A 15,059-nucleotide genomic window follows, 5' to 3' on the forward strand; every position below is an offset into this window, starting at 1 on the left:
TTGCGATTGCAGGCGGCGCTTCAATGACAAAACAAATTTGCGTCGTCGTGCCCGCCGTGTTCAGGTGGCCGAAACATCGGCCGCCGCTTCCTTCTTCGCACGTTCTGGGCAACCCGGATCCTTGTACGCGCCATGGTCGAGCTTCTCGACGAGGTAATCGACGAATGCACGTACCGCGGGCGGCATCCCCTGCCGCGACACGAACACCGCATACAACTGCGGCACCGGCAGCGTCCAGCCCGGCATCACCGGCGACAGTTGCCCCGCGCGCAGCGCGTTGCCGTACATCATCTCCGGCAGCGCCGCGATGCCGAGGCCGTCGAGCACGGCCTCGCGGATCGTCATCAGGTCGGCCGTCACGAGGCGAGGATCGTGCTCGTGCACGTGGCGCGTCCCGTCCGGCGCGATCAGGTTGAAGACGTGCCGGCCGTCGACGCTCGGCGTATCGAGCGTCTCGAAGCCGGTCAGGTCGTCCGGCACCAGCGGCGGTGCATTCTGGCTCAGCAGGCTCGGCGCGCCGACCAGCATCTGCTCGGTGCGCCACAGCGGCCGCACGACGATGTTCGCGTTCTGCGGCGGCTCCGAGCGCACGCGCAACGCGACGTCGATCGAATCCTCGAACAGGTCGATCACGCGGTTCGTCACGCGGACGTGCACCTTCACCTCGGGATAGCGGCGCAGGAATTCGGGCAGGATGCGCGACAGCATCGTCTGCGACAGCGTCACCGGCACGCTGACACGTACCGAGCCGCGCGGCGACGCGCGCAACTGCTGCACGGCGTTCATCGCGGCTTGCGCTTCCGCGAGCATCGCCTGGCAATGCTGGTAAAACAGCTCCCCTGCCTCGGTCAGCGCGAGCTTGCGCGTCGAGCGCTGCAGCAGGCGCACGCCAAGCGCCGCCTCGAGCTCGGTCAGGCGCCGCGACAGACGCGATTTCGAGATGCCCAGCACGCGCTCGGCGGCCGAGAAACCGCCATGTTCGACGACCTGCGAGAAGTACATCAGGTCGTTCAGGTTATGTGCATCGATATTCATCTCATCGTTCCAATTTCAGAACAATCCATTGCGATCCGCCGCAAATCGACCGGTAAAACGCCCAATATAATAGCGCTATGTTTCGAAAATAACGCTATTCCGATGATTTCGAGGGCTTCCCATGACCACCGCTCGCTCGCTTGATCGCACCTACCCCGCGCTTCGCACCACCGAAGGCGGCGGTTTCGTGGTTCACCGCCCGTTCCCGACGCGGCTGCTGATGGATTTCGATCCGTTCCTGCTGCTCGATGAAATGGGCCCTGTCGATTACGCGCCCGGCGAAGCCGTGGGCGCGCCCGACCATCCGCATCGCGGCTTCGAGACCGTGACCTACGCGCTCGACGGACGCTTCCGCCATCGCGACTCGTCCGGCCATGCCGGCACGCTCGGCCCGGGCGACGTCCAATGGATGACGGCCGGGGCCGGCGTCGTCCACAGCGAAATGCCGGACCCGGCGTTCGCGCAGGCCGGCGGCCGCTCCCACGGCTTCCAGCTGTGGGTCAACCTGCCGCGCCGCGACAAGATGATCGCGCCGCGCTACCAGGAGATTCCGGCCGCTCGCATTCCGGCGGCGACGTCGCCGGACGGTCGCGCGCGCGTGCGCGTCATCGCCGGCGAAGCGTTTGGCGTACAGGCCGCGATCGAGACGCGCACGCCGATCCTCTATCAGCATTTCACGCTGGAGCCCGGCGCAACGGTCACGCAGCCGGTGCCGGCCGGTTATCGCGTGTTTGCCTATCCGATCGACGGAACGGGCCTCTACGGGCCCGACAGGCAGGCTGTCGACCCGCGACACATGATCGTCTACGGCGACGATGGCGACACCGTCACGTTCGCTGCCGGCGACACGTCGCTCGACCTGCTGCTGATCGGCGGCGTGCCGCTCAACGAGCCGATCGTCCGTTACGGCCCGTTCGTGATGAATACCGAGGAAGAGATCCGGCAGGCCGTTGTCGACTATCAGACCGGGCGCATGGGTCGCATCGAGGCGTAGTTTCGATCGGGGGTCGCAGGTGCCGCGAAGCCGGCGGTTTTGCGTCACAATAACTTCTTGAACCATGTGGCCACCCGCCACCCAGAAGGAACCCGTCCCCTTGAACTTCGAACATCTGATCCAGATCAACTCCGACGATCCGGCCGTGCCGACTCTCACTCGCGACCAGCTCTGGGAAGGCCTCGTGCTCCGTGCGGAACAGCCGCAATTGTTCGTGATCGGCCTCGACAGTTGCGTCATCCACGAACGGACGGACACGACGCTCGAACGCGAACTGCACTACGGCCACGCGACGGTGCGCGACCACGTGACGTTCACGCCGAACCAGCAGGTCCGCTACGACATCCGAGCAGCCGATGGCGAGATCGGCGGCTCGCTGACGATGACGATCGAGGAGCGCGACGACCACGAACTGTTCCTGCGTTTCGAGTACCGGACGACGCTGACGGTCACCGACGACAGCGAAGAAGCGCGACAGACGCATGGGATCGTCAAGGAGGCATACCGCACGTCGGATATCGACACGGTGCGCCTGATCCGCGAATACGCGCAGGGTCGCAAGGACCCCGATCCGCTGCACTGAGCCCGGCGGCGGCCTGCGGGCCGCCCCTTTTGATTCAAACTATCAGACTAGAACCATCGATCGATAAAGAGTTTTTGTAAATGGGAATAGTTATCATTTAGAATTCATTCCATCGTATCGACAGTCACCGATCAAACCGAATGACCGACACCATGCGCCCGACCACGCTGACCCTGCGCCGGACCACCGGCACCGCAGCCAGCAGCCGTCAGAAGACGGCAGCGGTCACCACGCCGGCGAAACCCGCCGGCAACCGCGATGCAGGCACGCGGGTCGTCAACAGTGATGCGCTGCTGCAAGGCCAAAGCCACGTCAGCATCGCGCATAACGGAGAGACGTATCAGTTGCGCGCCACGCGGCTCGGCAAACTGATCCTGACGAAGTAACGACCGAGTATTGTGGGGACCACCTCCCTGAGAGGTGTTGGGCAGTAGCCAGCGTAACGGCTTGCACGCGAGATCTAGACCCCTTCGTGCAAACACACTCAAGCAGCCGTTGCAGCAAGCCAAGCCACTTTTTTGGTTCTCGCACAAGGAAGAAAAAAGCGACACGTCGATGGACGTGTCGCTTTTTTGTTTGGGCAGCCGATGCGCGAAGCACGCTGCCCAACTATCGTGGCTGCCGTCAATGCGCGACGGCGAGAGCGGCATGCGCGCCGCCTCAGAATCCCCAGAACATCAACCACCATGCGCTGTCGACGACAGCCAGCCCGACGGCGAACCACGCGAATGCCGCGAGCCGGCGCGGCCACGCCGCATAGCGCCCCGTCACCTTCCACGCGAGCCACGCACTCCATACGTTTGCGCCGACCAGAATCGCGATGCGCACATCGGTTGCCCAGCCGAGCGGCACATGCTCGGCGCGCAGCAACGACAGCGTCGTGGCCGACAACCCGAGGAACACGCCCGCACCCGCGATGGGGATCAGCGCCTGCGCGAGGTGATGCAGGCGCACGCGATCGAAGCGGCCGAGCATCAGCGTGGCGCCGGCCAGCAACACTAGGAGTGCCGTGCCGTATACGAGCCCCGTGCCGACGATGTAGCTGACGACCAGCCCGCCATCGAGCCAGGAGAACACGTCGTTGCGATCCGGGTAGTGCGTGAGCAGGAACCACGGCGCATTGGTCTCGAGCGGCCACGTGATGTCGTGGTCGAGCAGCCAGCCCGCGAGCCATTGCTTGATCTGCACGAACCACGGGCTGACGGTCCAGTGGAACGCACCGATCGCCACGCCGAGCAGGCCGTACAGGATCAGTGCGGTGTCCCACGGGTTGGCTCGCTCCGCACCGAGGTTCACGACTTCGTCGGACGGCGAGCGCAGCGACAGCGAAATCGCGTCGCGGTGCCCGCTGCAGCGACCGCACATATGGCAGTCCGCCGCGCCCTTCATGTTGCGCAACGGCACGAGCGGCGCGCAATTGATCGGAATCACGCGATGGCCGTGCTCGCCGTTCCTGTACGAACGGCGCCACGCGTCCTCGTCGACCTTGTAGCGCATCGGCGCAAGCCGCGCGAGCAACCCGAACACGCCGTTGACCGGGCACAGATACTTGCACCACACGCGCTTCTCGCGGCCGTACAGCACGCCGATCACGATCGCGCCGACGGTCGAGCCGCCGAGCACGAACAGCACCGCGAGCGGGTACTGGTACACGCTCACCATCTGCCCATAGATCGTCGTGATGCCGAACGCGACGAACGGCCAGCCGCCCCACCGGATCCAGCGTGGAATCGGGCCGCCGCGGCCGAACTTGCTCGCGTATTCGGTGAGCGCGCCTTCCGGGCACAGCACACCGCACCAGACGCGGCCGAGCATCACCATCGACAGCAGCACGAACGGCCACCAGATGCCCCAGAACGCGAACTGCGCGATGAGCGTGAGGTTGTTCCACAGATGCGCGGAATCATCCGGCAGCGGCAACACGGCCGGCACGATGATCAGGAACGCGTAGACGGCGACGACGATCCACTGGATACCGCGGATCAGCGCACCGTGGCGCTGCATCCACTGGCCGGCCTGCGCGAGCCAGCCCGGCTTGACGGCGGCGACAACGCTCATGCCGCGCGACCCGCTACGACGGCCGGACGGCGGCTCGCACGCTTCATCAGCAACCAGACGACCGCCCAGTACACCGCATACGCCACCAGGTTGGTCAGCGCCGGGTGCGCGCGATAGCCGGTCAGCGTCGCGACGAGCGAACCGAACGTGCCCGAATCATCGAGGATCGCGGACGTATCCCACACCTGCGAGATGCCGAGCGGCAGGATTTCCTTGTCGATCAGCTTGTCGACGCCGGTCTGGAACAGGCCCGCGCCGAGGAACAGCAGCATCACTTCGGTGACGCGGAAGAAATGCCGCCACGAGAAGTACTTGCCGCCGAGCTGCAGCAGATAGAACGTGAGGAACGCGAGGCCCAGGCCGATCACGACCGCGAGCATCTGGCTGCCGTCGACGTGGCCGGACTGGCCGAAACCGAGGCCGTACAGGAAGATCACCGTCTCGCTGCCTTCGCGCGCGATCGCGAGCGCGACCAGCACCGCGACGCCCCACCAGTTCGAATCACGCGTGCTTTGCTGCAGCGATTGCTCCATGTCGCGCTTCAGCGTGCGGCCGTGCCGGCGCATCCACAGCACCATCTGCACGATCAGCACGCACGCGATCAGCACCATCGCCGTCTGGAAATAGTCCTGCGCGTCGCCGGACAACACTTCGGTGAACCCGACCAGCGCGGCGCCGAGGCCGACTGCCATCAACAGGCCGACAGCGACGCCCGTCCAGAGGAAAGGCAAACCGCGGCGCGCGTCGTCGTCGCCGTTTTTCAGCCATGCATAGAGAATGCCGACGACGAGCAGCGCTTCGACGCTCTCCCGCCAGACGATGAACAAGATCTGACCCATCGATACCTCCTGACGCGCGGGGCACGGCCTGGCCCGCCCGCGCGCAGATAAAACACGTTACTTCGCGACGATCACGCCCTGTGCCTGCTGGTGGAAATCGTCGAAAAACTTGTATTCGCCCGGCGACAGCGGGGCGACGACCACGAACGAATCGGCGCCCGGCGCGAGCACCTTCTCCTTGCGCAACTGCACGCTCTCGAATTCGGCGGCGCCCTTGCCGGTGTTCCTGATCTCGATCTTGAAACGCTGGCCGGCCGGCACTTCGATGCGGGCGGGATTCAGCTTGCCATCCGTCATCTCGAGCTTGAACGTCGGCAGATCGGCCGCATGCGCCGCGCCGGCAAGCCACAGCGCAGCGGCTGCGGCGACGATTTTCTGGGGAATTTTCATTCTGGGTTCTCTACGCCGACGGCGCGCCGAAGCGCGCCGTTCGTGATGCCACCGATCAGTAACCGCCCTTCTTGCCGATACCGGCGAACGGGAAGTCGTACTCGAGCGTGATGGGCTTGAACCACGGGCCCACGCCCGTTTCCTTGTCGACGTGACGACCGAACGCCATGTGACCCGACTGCATCGGCGGCTTGACGACCAGCGTCAGGTGGTACTTGCCCGGGCCGGCGAGCTTCACGTTGTCGCCGTAGTGCGGGCCGTCGCTCGCGACCATGCCCATCAGGTCGCCCTCGGCCTTCCACTTGGTGTCGCCCTGCTTCGTCAGCTTGTACGTGACCTGCAGGTACGGCATCCAGTCGCCTTCCGCGAAACCCGTCGGGTTGTTCTTGACCGCATGGATGTCGGCCTCGAGGTGGATGTCGGAATCCGACGCCTTGCGCATCATGCCTTCCGGGTCCATCGTGATCGGCTGCAGATACACCGCGCCGATTTCCATGCCGCCCTGGATCTGCTGCTTGCCGATCGGATACTCGGCAGCCGAGGCCGACATCGCGGCAAACGCCGCCGCTACCGCAACCGTCGTGCGGATGAACGAAGAACCCAACATGGACACTCCTTGTTATTTGTCTGACTATCTTGACGACATGCGAGCCGCCGCTGCCGCCCGCCGGAAACACTAACGCGACGAAGAACGTTAATGCGAACTATTCTCAATACATGCGGAGTTTAGCACCGAACCCGTTCCGGAACAAACGGGGAGCGCCGTAAACCCCTGATCCGACAAGGCTTACAGGCGCTTTACCGAAGGATTCCGTGACGCTTGGAAAGATTTACCGGCCACCGCTGATGTGGTCGCCGACGTTCGCGCCGAACACGCGTTCACGCAGCACGGCAAGCTGGTCGCGGGTCGCGGCGGCCTTCTCGAATTCGAGATTCTTCGCGTAGTCGGCCATCTGCTTCTCGAGGCGCTTGATTTCCTTCGCGAGCTGCTTTTCCGACATGTCCTCGAATTTCGCGCGCTGCTGCGCCTCCTTCAGCTCCGCGCGCGCGTCGTCGGCGTTGTAGACGCCGTCGATGATGTCCTTGATGCGCTTCACGACGCCGCGCGGCGTAATGCCCATCTTTTCGTTGTAGGCGATCTGCTTCGCGCGGCGCCGCTCGGTTTCGCCGATCGCGCGCTTCATCGACTCGGTCATGTTGTCCGCGTAGAGGATCGCCTTGCCATTCACGTTCCGCGCGGCACGACCGATCGTCTGGATCAGCGAGCGCTCGGCGCGCAGGAAGCCCTCCTTGTCCGCATCGAGAATCGCGACGAGCGACACTTCGGGAATGTCGAGGCCCTCGCGCAGCAGGTTGATCCCGACCAGCACGTCGAACGTGCCGAGCCGCAGGTCGCGGATGATCTCGACGCGCTCGACCGTGTCGATGTCACTGTGCAGGTAACGCACCTTGACGCCGTGGTCGGCGAGGAACTCGGTCAGCTGTTCGGCCATGCGCTTCGTCAGCACGGTGATCAGCACGCGCTCGCCGGCCTTCACGCGCGCGTTGATTTCGGTCAGCACGTCGTCGACCTGCGAGCTCGCCGGCCGGACTTCGATTTCCGGATCGACGAGGCCCGTCGGCCGCACGACCTGCTCGGCGATCTGACCCGTCACGCGCTTCTCGTAGTCGGCCGGCGTGGCCGACACGAACACGACCTGGCGCATCTTGCGCTCGAACTCGTGGAACTTCAGCGGCCGGTTGTCGAGCGCCGACGGCAGGCGGAACCCGTAATTGACGAGGTTTTCCTTGCGCGCGCGGTCGCCGTTGTACATGCCGTTCAACTGGCCGATCAGCACGTGCGATTCGTCGAGCAGCATCAGCGCATCGGGCGGCAGGTAGTCGACGAGCGTCGGCGGCGGATCGCCGGGCGCCGCCCCCGAGAAATGCCGCGAATAGTTCTCGATGCCCTTGCAGAAGCCGAGCTCCTGCAGCATCTCGAGGTCGAAGCGCGTGCGCTGCTCGAGGCGCTGCGCCTCGACGAGCTTGCCTTCGCGATGGAAGAACTCGAGCCGTTCGCGCAGTTCGTCCTTGATCGTCTCGACCGCGCGCATCACGGTGTCGCGCGGCGTCACGTAGTGCGACGACGGATACACGGTGAAACGCGGGATCTTCTGCCGCACGCGCCCGGTCAGCGGGTCGAACAGGTGCAGCGTCTCGACCTCGTCGTCGAACAGCTCGACGCGTACGGCCATTTCCGCATGCTCGGCCGGGAAGATGTCGATCGTGTCGCCGCGCACGCGGAACGTGCCGCGCTGGAAATCCTGCTCGTTGCGCGTGTATTGCATCGCGATCAGCCGCGCGATCACGTCGCGCTGGCCGAGCTTGTCGCCGGTGCGCAGCGTCAGGATCATCTGGTGGTATTCGGACGGGTTGCCGATACCGTAGATCGCCGACACCGTCGCGACGATCACCACGTCGCGGCGCTCCATCAGGCTCTTCGTCGCCGACAGCCGCATCTGCTCGATGTGCTCGTTGATCGACGAATCCTTCTCGATGAACAGGTCGCGCTGCGGCACGTAGGCCTCGGGCTGGTAGTAGTCGTAGTACGAGACGAAGTACTCGACCGCGTTGCGCGGGAAGAACTCACGGAACTCCGCGTAAAGCTGGGCGGCGAGCGTCTTGTTCGGCGCGAACACGATCGCCGGGCGGCCGAGCCGCGCGATCGTGTTGGCCATAGTGAAGGTCTTGCCCGAGCCGGTTACGCCGAGCAGCGTCTGGAAGGCAAGGCCGTCGCCGACCCCTTCGACGAGCGTGTCGATCGCGCTCGGCTGGTCGCCCGCGGGCGGATACGGCTGGTAAAGCTGGAACGGCGACCCTTCGAAAGTGACGAATTTGGATTCGTCGAGCGCGTCGCCGACTTCGGCATGATGTTCGGACATGGAATGCGGCCGGAGCAAGGGCAAAGAAAGCATTCTAGCGCTTCGCGGCCGAGCGAACTGCTGTCGGCTCCTGACGCGCGACGGCCGCCCGAAATCGCGTTTCGCCGCGCCAATCGCGACGGAATCACCGCCCCCGCCACCGCGAATTCGCTACAATGTCAGGCTGCTGCGCTTTCCGGCGTCGCGCCGTTGGCGCGGTCCGCTGCACCCGTCCCGCCGGCTGAAAGCCTGACCCTCTTTTCACTACTGCCGAATCATCATGTCGCTCTTCTCCGCTGTCCAGCTTGCCCCCCGCGACCCGATCCTGGGCCTGAACGAAGCCTTCAACGCCGATACGCGTCCGACCAAGGTCAACCTCGGCGTTGGCGTGTACACGAACGAGGAAGGCAAGATTCCGCTGCTGCGCGCGGTTCGCGACGCGGAGAAGGCGCGCGTCGAAGCCGGCCTGCCGCGCGGTTACCTGCCGATCGACGGGATCGCCGCCTACGATGCGGCCGTGCAGAAGCTGCTGCTCGGCAACGATTCGCCGCTGATCGCGGCGGGCCGCGTCGTCACGGCGCAGGCCCTGGGCGGCACGGGCGCGCTGAAGATCGGCGCCGATTTCCTGCGCACCGTGAATCCGAACGTGAAGGTCGCGATCAGCGATCCGAGCTGGGAAAACCACCGCGCGCTGTTCGAGGCGGCCGGCTTCGAAGTCGTCGCGTACCCGTATTACGACGCGGCCACCAACGGCGTGAACTTCGAAGGCATGCTGTCGGCGCTGAACAGCTACGCGGCCGGCACGGTCGTCGTGCTGCACGCGTGCTGCCACAACCCGACCGGCGTGGACCTCACCGAAGCGCAATGGCAACAGGTCGTCGACGTCGTGAAGGCGCGCGACCTCGTGCCGTTCCTCGACATGGCCTACCAAGGCTTCGGCGAAAACATCGAAGCCGATGCCGCTGCCGTGCGCCTGTTTGCCGCGGCCGACCTGAACGCGTTCGTGTCGTCGTCGTTCTCGAAGTCGTTCTCTCTGTACGGCGAGCGCGTCGGCGCGCTGTCGATCATCACGTCGAGCAAGGAAGAAGCCACGCGCGTGCTGTCGCAACTGAAGCGCGTGATCCGCACGAACTACTCGAACCCGCCGACCCATGGCGGCGCGGTGGTCGCAGCGGTGCTCGCGTCGCCGGAACTGCACGCTTCGTGGGTCCAGGAACTCGGCGAAATGCGCGACCGCATCCGCGCGATGCGCAACGGTCTCGTCGAACGCCTGAAGGCAAGCGGCGTCGATCGCGATTTCGGCTTCATCAACGCGCAGCGCGGGATGTTCTCGTATTCGGGCCTGACCTCGGCACAAGTCGATCGCCTGCGCGACGAGTTCGGCATCTATGCGGTCGGCACGGGCCGGATCTGCGTCGCCGCGCTGAACACGCGCAACCTCGACGTGGTCGCCCAAGCGGTCGCAGCGGTCCTGAAGTAAAGCGGCGCCGGGCGGCGGCCGTCGCCGGCCCCGCACTGCCGACATGAAAAACGCGCTCCACGGAGCGCGTTTTTTTGCGCCATCCAACGCGGCGGGCGGCGACACCGCCCACATCCGCGTTACTGCATGAACCAGCCGTGACTGACGACCACCGACTGGCCCGTGAGCGCGGCGCTCGGGAACGCCGACAGGAACAGCACCGTCTGCGCGACGTCCTGCACCGTCGTGAACACGCCGTCGACCGTGTTGCCGAGCATCACCTTCTTGATCACGTCCTCTTCGCTGATGCCGAGCTCCTTCGCCTGCTCCGGAATCTGCTTGTCGACCAGCGGCGTGCGCACGAAGCCCGGACACACGACGTGCGAGCGCACGTTGTGCTTCGCGCCTTCCTTCGCCAGCACGCGCGCGAGACCCAGCAGCCCGTGCTTGGCCGTCACGTACGCCGACTTCAGCGGCGACGCTTCGTGCGAATGCACCGAGCCCATGTAGATCACGACGCCGCCGCGATCGTCCTTGTACATGTGCTTGAGCGCGGCCTTCGTCGTCAGGAACGCGCCGTCCACGTGGATCGCCTGCATCTTCTTCCAGTCGGCGAACGAGTAGTTCTCGATCGGGTTGACGATCTGGATGCCCGCGTTCGACACGAGGATGTCCACCGAGCCGAACGTCGCGGCGACCTTGTCGATACCGGCGTTCACGGCTTCCTCGTTGGTGACGTCCATCGCGACGCCGATCGCCTTGCCGCCTGCCTTGACGATCTCGTCGGCGACCGCGTTCGCGCCGTCCTGGTTCAGGTCGGCGATCGCGACGGCCGCGCCCGCCTTGGCGAGCTCGAGCGCGATTTCCTTGCCGATGCCGCTCGCGGCGCCCGTGACGACTGCGGTCTTGCCATTCAGATCTGCTGCCATGTCCGTCTCCTCCCGTTGTCGGATCGATGAAACACGCGCCCGCCGCATCCGCGCGCATCGCGAAATCGCATCGGCGTGCCAGTCGCCATTGTGCCCGATCGGACCCGCCGTTCGCGCCCAAAACGTCTAAGCTTAAGGTCGGTTCCGTTCAGCAGGAGAATCTCATGCACTATCGACGGCTAGGCCGCTCCGGCCTGCAGATCAGCGAGCTTTCCCTCGGCTCGTGGGTGACGTACGGCAACCAGGTTGACCAGCGGGTCGCGCGCGAATGCCTCGCCGCGGCACGCGACGCGGGCGTCAATTTCTTCGACAACGCCGAGGTTTACGCCGGCGGCAAATCCGAGGAAATCATGGGCCACGCGCTCAAGTCGCTCGACTGGCCGCGCGTCAGCTATATCGTGTCCACGAAGTTCTTCTGGGGGCTCGCGGAAGCCCCGAACCAGTATCACACGCTGAACCGGAAATACCTGCTGAACGCGATCGACGGCTCGCTGCGCCGGCTACAGCTCGACTATGTCGACCTCGTCTATTGCCATCGCCCCGATCCGCATACGCCGATCGAGGAAACCGTCTGGGCAATGAGCGACATGATCGTGCGCGGCAAGGCGCTGTACTGGGGCACGTCGGAATGGAGCGCCGACGAGATCCGCGCGGCATGTGAGATCGCCGAGCGGCATCATCTGCACAGGCCGGTCGTCGAACAACCGCAGTACAACCTGTTCCACCGCACCCGGGTCGAACAGGAATATGCGCGGCTCTACGACGATTACGGCCTCGGCCTCACGACCTGGAGCCCGCTCGCATCGGGCCTGCTCACCGGCAAATACCGCAACGGCGTGCCGGCCGGCAGCCGCGCGCAGTTGCAAGGCTACGACTGGATGCGCGAACGCCTGACCGATCGGGCCGCCAACGACATCGTCGAACGGCTCGGCGAGATCGCCGCCGAGCTCGGCTGCAGCACCGGCCAGTTGGCCATTGCGTGGGTGCTCGCGAATCCGCGCGTGAGTTCGGTCATCACGGGCGCCTCGCGGGTGGACCAGATCGGCGACAACATGCGCGCGCTCGACGTTGCCGCGAAGCTGACGCCGGATGTGAAGCAGCGCATCGAGGCGGTAGTCGGCGACGCATACGAGTAAGGCGACTCGCGACCACTCGCGTACAATACGCGGCCGCATCGGTGCCCGGCCTGACGGCCGCGCACGTTCGACCGTTTTAATCGATTCACCTTTCGTTTCAGGCAGCCAGCCATGCTCAGTTATCGTCACGGTTTTCACGCAGGCAACCACGCGGACGTGCTCAAGCACACCGTCGTCGTCCAGCTGCTGCGCTACCTGAACAAGAAAGACAAATCGTACTGGTACATCGATACGCACGCGGGCGCCGGCGTGTACTCGCTGCGCGACGGCTATGCAGCGAAGACGTCGGAATTCGATACCGGCATCGGCCGGCTGTGGAACGAAAAGAGCCTTCCGGAAGCGCTGGGCGACTATATCGATGAAGTCCGCGCGCTGAACGACGACGGCGAACTGCACTTCTACCCGGGCTCCCCGTACATCGCCTGGCGGTCGATGCGCGAGCAGGACCGGATGCGTCTGTTCGAAATGCATACGACGGAAATCGATGTGCTGCGCCACAATTTTCGCGATGCGGGGCGACGCGCGATGATCTTCGCCGGCGACGGCTTCGAAGGTATCAAGGCGCTGCTGCCGCCGCCGCCGCGACGCGCACTCGTGCTGATCGACCCGTCCTACGAGGACAAGAAGGATTACGCGCGCACGGTGAGCTGCGTGACGGAATGCCTGAAGCGTTTCGCGACCGGCTGTTATGCCATCTGGTATCCGCAGGTCACGCGGACGGAATCGCAACGCTTTCCCGAGCAGTTGAAGCGCCTGCAGCCGAACAACTGGCTCCACCTGACGCTGACGGTGTCGAATCCGCCGACCGATGGACTGGGCCTCTACGGAAGCGGGATGTTCATCCTGAATCCGCCATATACGCTCGCCCAGAGCATGAACGAGGTCCTGCCCTACCTGGTCGAGAAGCTGGGACAGGATAGCGGCGCCCGCTGCCAGATCGAGCACCGCGGCAACTGATCGGGCGACCGGCGGTTACGGTTGCGGTCTGGGCGCCAGTCTCGGCTGGTTGGCCGGCTGCCCGTTCCATGCGGGAACATTGATGTACGGCGCGACGAACAGCGGAACCGACGTATTCGGTCCCTGCCCGGCTGGAGCCCGCATGCCTGCCGGCTCGACGATCGGCTCCGAAGACAACGGTGCCGTCTGCAACACCAACCCGCCCCTGCCGTCCTGGATACCGCGCTGGGTATCGAGCACGAGCGGCCTGGACGACGTCGCGGCACCTACCGCGAAGCCATGGACGAGCATTGCCGCGCCCAGAACGAGACGCGCGCAGGTACTGCGTCGCACATCGACACGCACACGCATGATCGTGTCCTTCCCGATGAAAAGTAGGCCCATACCATAGCGCTGCACCGACGATTTCGCCAGATCCGGCGCACAAAAAACAAAGCCCCGTCAATACGGGGCTTGCTTATCGTTCGGTGCCGCTCGGCACCCGACGGTCACTCCGATTACAGCGAGTAGCCGTTGGTTTCGAGCGAGCGGATGCGGCGCTCGAGCTGAACGATGTCCGACGACGTGGCGAGGTAAGCCTCACGGCGCTCACGTTCTGCGGACTCGAACCAGTTGCTCAGCTTTTCGACGATGTAGGCGATCATGACGTTCTCCAAGGAAGAGGGACCCCTGGTGAATCGATATTCAGGGATTTCCCGTATAGGGTTATCCCGAATTATAGCGACGCCGCACCAAGATGCTAGTGAAATACTTGCATGGGCACCATTCCGATTTGGAATGGAGCCGCACCGACCACCTATAACTCATTGATTTTTATAGGAATGCAGTCGGGCCCGTTTTGCGGCTCGAGGAAGCGCACTAATTTGGTTCATCGACGGGGTCGGCGAGGCGCGCCAAAATCGGGCATTCAGGCCGCCCGTCACCATGGCAGTGCGCGGCCAGATCGGCCAGCGTGTCGCGCATGTCGCTGAGTTCGGCGATGCGTTTGTCGAGTTCGGCCACGTGCTCGAGAGCAATCGATTTCACTTCGGCGCTGGCGCGCGAGCGATCCTGCCAAAGCATCAGCAGCTTGCGAATGTCCTCGACCAGAAAGCCGAGTCGCCGCGCCTGACGGATGAATCGCAGGATATGGATTTCGTCCGCGCCGTAGATCCGGTAGCCGGCATCGGTCCGCTTGCTCGGCGCAAGAAGGCCGACCTGTTCGTAGTACCGGATCATTTTCGCGCTGACCCCGGATTCGCGCGACGCGTCGCCGATATTCATTCCCTGCCCTCTTCATCAAGCCCTGGTTTCGAACACGAACGGCGACGAATGCCGTCGCCGACGACACGTCGATCGTATCAAATCGAGAGGTTTCGTTCCGAGGGACAGCTTGGTCGCAGGAGCGCGGATGGAACGGGCGCGGCTCGGCGCATGCTTTTCGGGGTGCCGAAATGCAAAAACCCCCGCCTTGTCGGGCGGGGGTTCTTGGCTTAGGGAGCCTGACGATTACCTACTTTCACACGGGAATCCGCACTATCATCGGCGTAGAGTCGTTTCACGGTCCTGTTCGGGATGGGAAGGGGTGGGACCGACTCGCTATGGTCATCAGGCAAAGGGGGTTGTCCTGCTGGCGTGGCCAACAGAACCAATCTTGGAAGAAGCAGTAATTTAGGTTGTGTGTATCACACACGAGAATCCAACTTGTCTCGTCTTGCTACGCAGGTCACCGGTACTTCAACCGGCGCGCCGCATCGATCAGCTTCGCTGCTCGACGCTCTGCGTGGGATGCTCGTAAGT

The 15,059-nt window shown here is 64.3% G+C and carries 16 protein-coding genes and 1 rRNA gene; 6 read left to right on the forward strand and 11 right to left on the reverse strand.

What is annotated here, in order from left to right; genetic code table 11:
- Positions 1-60 precede the first annotated feature (60 nt).
- Positions 61-1,035 (reverse strand): LysR family transcriptional regulator, encoded by a 975-nt coding sequence (locus CFB52_RS11355; RefSeq protein ID WP_059583548.1) that lies wholly within the window; start codon positions 1,033-1,035, stop codon positions 61-63.
- Between the two features lie 121 nt (positions 1,036-1,156).
- Here CFB52_RS11355 and CFB52_RS11360 point away from each other — a divergent pair, with 121 nt between their 5' ends.
- From CFB52_RS11360 to hemP, 3 genes are all read left to right on the forward strand, one after another.
- Positions 1,157-2,029, forward strand: coding sequence for a pirin family protein (locus CFB52_RS11360; protein ID WP_059583547.1), 873 nt, complete (start codon positions 1,157-1,159; stop codon positions 2,027-2,029).
- Positions 2,030-2,129: 100 nt separating this feature from the next.
- Positions 2,130-2,612, forward strand: coding sequence for an SRPBCC family protein (locus tag CFB52_RS11365; protein ID WP_059583545.1), 483 nt, complete (start codon positions 2,130-2,132; stop codon positions 2,610-2,612).
- A gap of 140 nt (positions 2,613-2,752) precedes the next feature.
- Positions 2,753-2,998: a hemin uptake protein HemP gene (gene hemP / locus CFB52_RS11370; protein WP_034207822.1), complete on the forward strand. Its 246-nt coding sequence runs from the start codon at positions 2,753-2,755 to the stop codon at positions 2,996-2,998.
- A gap of 274 nt (positions 2,999-3,272) precedes the next feature.
- Here the strand turns inward: hemP and CFB52_RS11380 are convergent, their stop codons facing one another.
- The 5 genes from CFB52_RS11380 to uvrB all read right to left on the reverse strand — a co-directional run bounded on the left by CFB52_RS11380 (position 3,273) and on the right by uvrB (position 8,820).
- Positions 3,273-4,670 (reverse strand): 4Fe-4S binding protein, encoded by a 1,398-nt coding sequence (locus CFB52_RS11380; RefSeq protein WP_099316600.1) that lies wholly within the window; start codon positions 4,668-4,670, stop codon positions 3,273-3,275.
- Positions 4,667-5,509, reverse strand: coding sequence for an FTR1 family protein (locus CFB52_RS11385; protein ID WP_059583542.1), 843 nt, complete (start codon positions 5,507-5,509; stop codon positions 4,667-4,669). Before CFB52_RS11385 ends, CFB52_RS11380 begins: the two co-directional genes overlap by 4 nt.
- Before the next feature lie 57 nt (positions 5,510-5,566).
- Positions 5,567-5,899, reverse strand: coding sequence for a cupredoxin domain-containing protein (locus CFB52_RS11390; RefSeq protein WP_006478303.1), 333 nt, complete (start codon positions 5,897-5,899; stop codon positions 5,567-5,569).
- 55 nt (positions 5,900-5,954) lie between these two features.
- The gene (locus tag CFB52_RS11395; protein ID WP_059583539.1) at positions 5,955-6,506 is read right to left on the reverse strand and encodes an iron transporter; all 552 of its coding nucleotides are present in this window, start codon (positions 6,504-6,506) and stop codon (positions 5,955-5,957) included.
- A gap of 223 nt (positions 6,507-6,729) precedes the next feature.
- Entirely contained in the window at positions 6,730-8,820 is a 2,091-nt protein-coding gene (gene uvrB / locus CFB52_RS11400; RefSeq protein ID WP_059583537.1) for an excinuclease ABC subunit UvrB, read from the reverse strand.
- A gap of 259 nt (positions 8,821-9,079) precedes the next feature.
- On the opposite strand from uvrB, the gene CFB52_RS11410 reads away from it, so the two are divergent.
- Positions 9,080-10,279 carry an amino acid aminotransferase gene (locus CFB52_RS11410; RefSeq protein ID WP_099316601.1) on the forward strand — a complete coding sequence of 400 codons (1,200 nt, stop codon included), beginning with the start codon at positions 9,080-9,082 and terminating at the stop codon, positions 10,277-10,279.
- A 119-nt stretch (positions 10,280-10,398) separates the two neighbouring features.
- On the opposite strand, the gene CFB52_RS11415 is transcribed toward CFB52_RS11410, so the two are convergent.
- Positions 10,399-11,187 (reverse strand): 3-hydroxybutyrate dehydrogenase, encoded by a 789-nt coding sequence (locus tag CFB52_RS11415; RefSeq protein ID WP_099316602.1) that lies wholly within the window; start codon positions 11,185-11,187, stop codon positions 10,399-10,401.
- Between the two features lie 164 nt (positions 11,188-11,351).
- Between CFB52_RS11415 and CFB52_RS11420 the strand changes: the two genes are divergently transcribed.
- Together CFB52_RS11420 and CFB52_RS11425 are read left to right on the forward strand one after the other, a co-directional pair.
- Complete coding sequence (locus tag CFB52_RS11420) at positions 11,352-12,323, forward strand: aldo/keto reductase (protein WP_059583531.1); 972 nt, start codon at positions 11,352-11,354, stop codon at positions 12,321-12,323.
- A 111-nt stretch (positions 12,324-12,434) separates the two neighbouring features.
- Complete coding sequence (locus tag CFB52_RS11425; RefSeq protein ID WP_059583529.1) at positions 12,435-13,280, forward strand: 23S rRNA (adenine(2030)-N(6))-methyltransferase RlmJ; 846 nt, start codon at positions 12,435-12,437, stop codon at positions 13,278-13,280.
- A gap of 15 nt (positions 13,281-13,295) precedes the next feature.
- Here CFB52_RS11425 and CFB52_RS11430 read toward each other — a convergent pair whose 3' ends face one another.
- From CFB52_RS11430 to rrf, 4 genes are all read right to left on the reverse strand, one after another.
- On the reverse strand, positions 13,296-13,664 hold the full coding sequence (locus tag CFB52_RS11430) for a hypothetical protein (RefSeq protein ID WP_179231729.1): 369 nt from the start codon (positions 13,662-13,664) through the stop codon (positions 13,296-13,298).
- Between the two features lie 113 nt (positions 13,665-13,777).
- Entirely contained in the window at positions 13,778-13,924 is a 147-nt protein-coding gene (locus CFB52_RS11435) for a DUF3563 family protein (protein WP_080970925.1), read from the reverse strand.
- Positions 13,925-14,138: 214 nt separating this feature from the next.
- Entirely contained in the window at positions 14,139-14,543 is a 405-nt protein-coding gene (gene cueR, locus CFB52_RS11440; protein ID WP_059583527.1) for a Cu(I)-responsive transcriptional regulator, read from the reverse strand.
- A gap of 216 nt (positions 14,544-14,759) precedes the next feature.
- A 5S ribosomal RNA gene (gene rrf, locus CFB52_RS11445) occupies positions 14,760-14,872 on the reverse strand.
- Between the last annotated feature and the right edge of the window lie 187 nt (positions 14,873-15,059).

This window comes from Burkholderia sp. AU18528 (genome assembly GCF_002223215.2).
Lineage (GTDB): Bacteria > Pseudomonadota > Gammaproteobacteria > Burkholderiales > Burkholderiaceae > Burkholderia > Burkholderia semiarida.

What these genes read in the sequence shown, in the direction of transcription:
- CFB52_RS11355 (WP_059583548.1), bottom strand. Translation starts at nt 1,035, where the DNA reads ATGAATATCGATGCACATAACCTGAACGACCTGATGTACTTCTCGCAG.
- CFB52_RS11360 (WP_059583547.1), top strand. Translation starts at nt 1,157, where the DNA reads ATGACCACCGCTCGCTCGCTTGATCGCACCTACCCCGCGCTTCGCACC.
- hemP (WP_034207822.1), top strand. Translation starts at nt 2,753, where the DNA reads ATGACCGACACCATGCGCCCGACCACGCTGACCCTGCGCCGGACCACC.
- CFB52_RS11380 (WP_099316600.1), bottom strand. Translation starts at nt 4,670, where the DNA reads ATGAGCGTTGTCGCCGCCGTCAAGCCGGGCTGGCTCGCGCAGGCCGGC.
- CFB52_RS11385 (WP_059583542.1), bottom strand. Translation starts at nt 5,509, where the DNA reads ATGGGTCAGATCTTGTTCATCGTCTGGCGGGAGAGCGTCGAAGCGCTG.
- CFB52_RS11390 (WP_006478303.1), bottom strand. Translation starts at nt 5,899, where the DNA reads ATGAAAATTCCCCAGAAAATCGTCGCCGCAGCCGCTGCGCTGTGGCTT.
- CFB52_RS11395 (WP_059583539.1), bottom strand. Translation starts at nt 6,506, where the DNA reads ATGTTGGGTTCTTCGTTCATCCGCACGACGGTTGCGGTAGCGGCGGCG.
- uvrB (WP_059583537.1), bottom strand. Translation starts at nt 8,820, where the DNA reads ATGTCCGAACATCATGCCGAAGTCGGCGACGCGCTCGACGAATCCAAA.
- CFB52_RS11410 (WP_099316601.1), top strand. Translation starts at nt 9,080, where the DNA reads ATGTCGCTCTTCTCCGCTGTCCAGCTTGCCCCCCGCGACCCGATCCTG.
- CFB52_RS11415 (WP_099316602.1), bottom strand. Translation starts at nt 11,187, where the DNA reads ATGGCAGCAGATCTGAATGGCAAGACCGCAGTCGTCACGGGCGCCGCG.
- CFB52_RS11420 (WP_059583531.1), top strand. Translation starts at nt 11,352, where the DNA reads ATGCACTATCGACGGCTAGGCCGCTCCGGCCTGCAGATCAGCGAGCTT.
- CFB52_RS11425 (WP_059583529.1), top strand. Translation starts at nt 12,435, where the DNA reads ATGCTCAGTTATCGTCACGGTTTTCACGCAGGCAACCACGCGGACGTG.
- CFB52_RS11430 (WP_179231729.1), bottom strand. Translation starts at nt 13,664, where the DNA reads ATGGGCCTACTTTTCATCGGGAAGGACACGATCATGCGTGTGCGTGTC.
- CFB52_RS11435 (WP_080970925.1), bottom strand. Translation starts at nt 13,924, where the DNA reads ATGATCGCCTACATCGTCGAAAAGCTGAGCAACTGGTTCGAGTCCGCA.
- cueR (WP_059583527.1), bottom strand. Translation starts at nt 14,543, where the DNA reads ATGAATATCGGCGACGCGTCGCGCGAATCCGGGGTCAGCGCGAAAATG.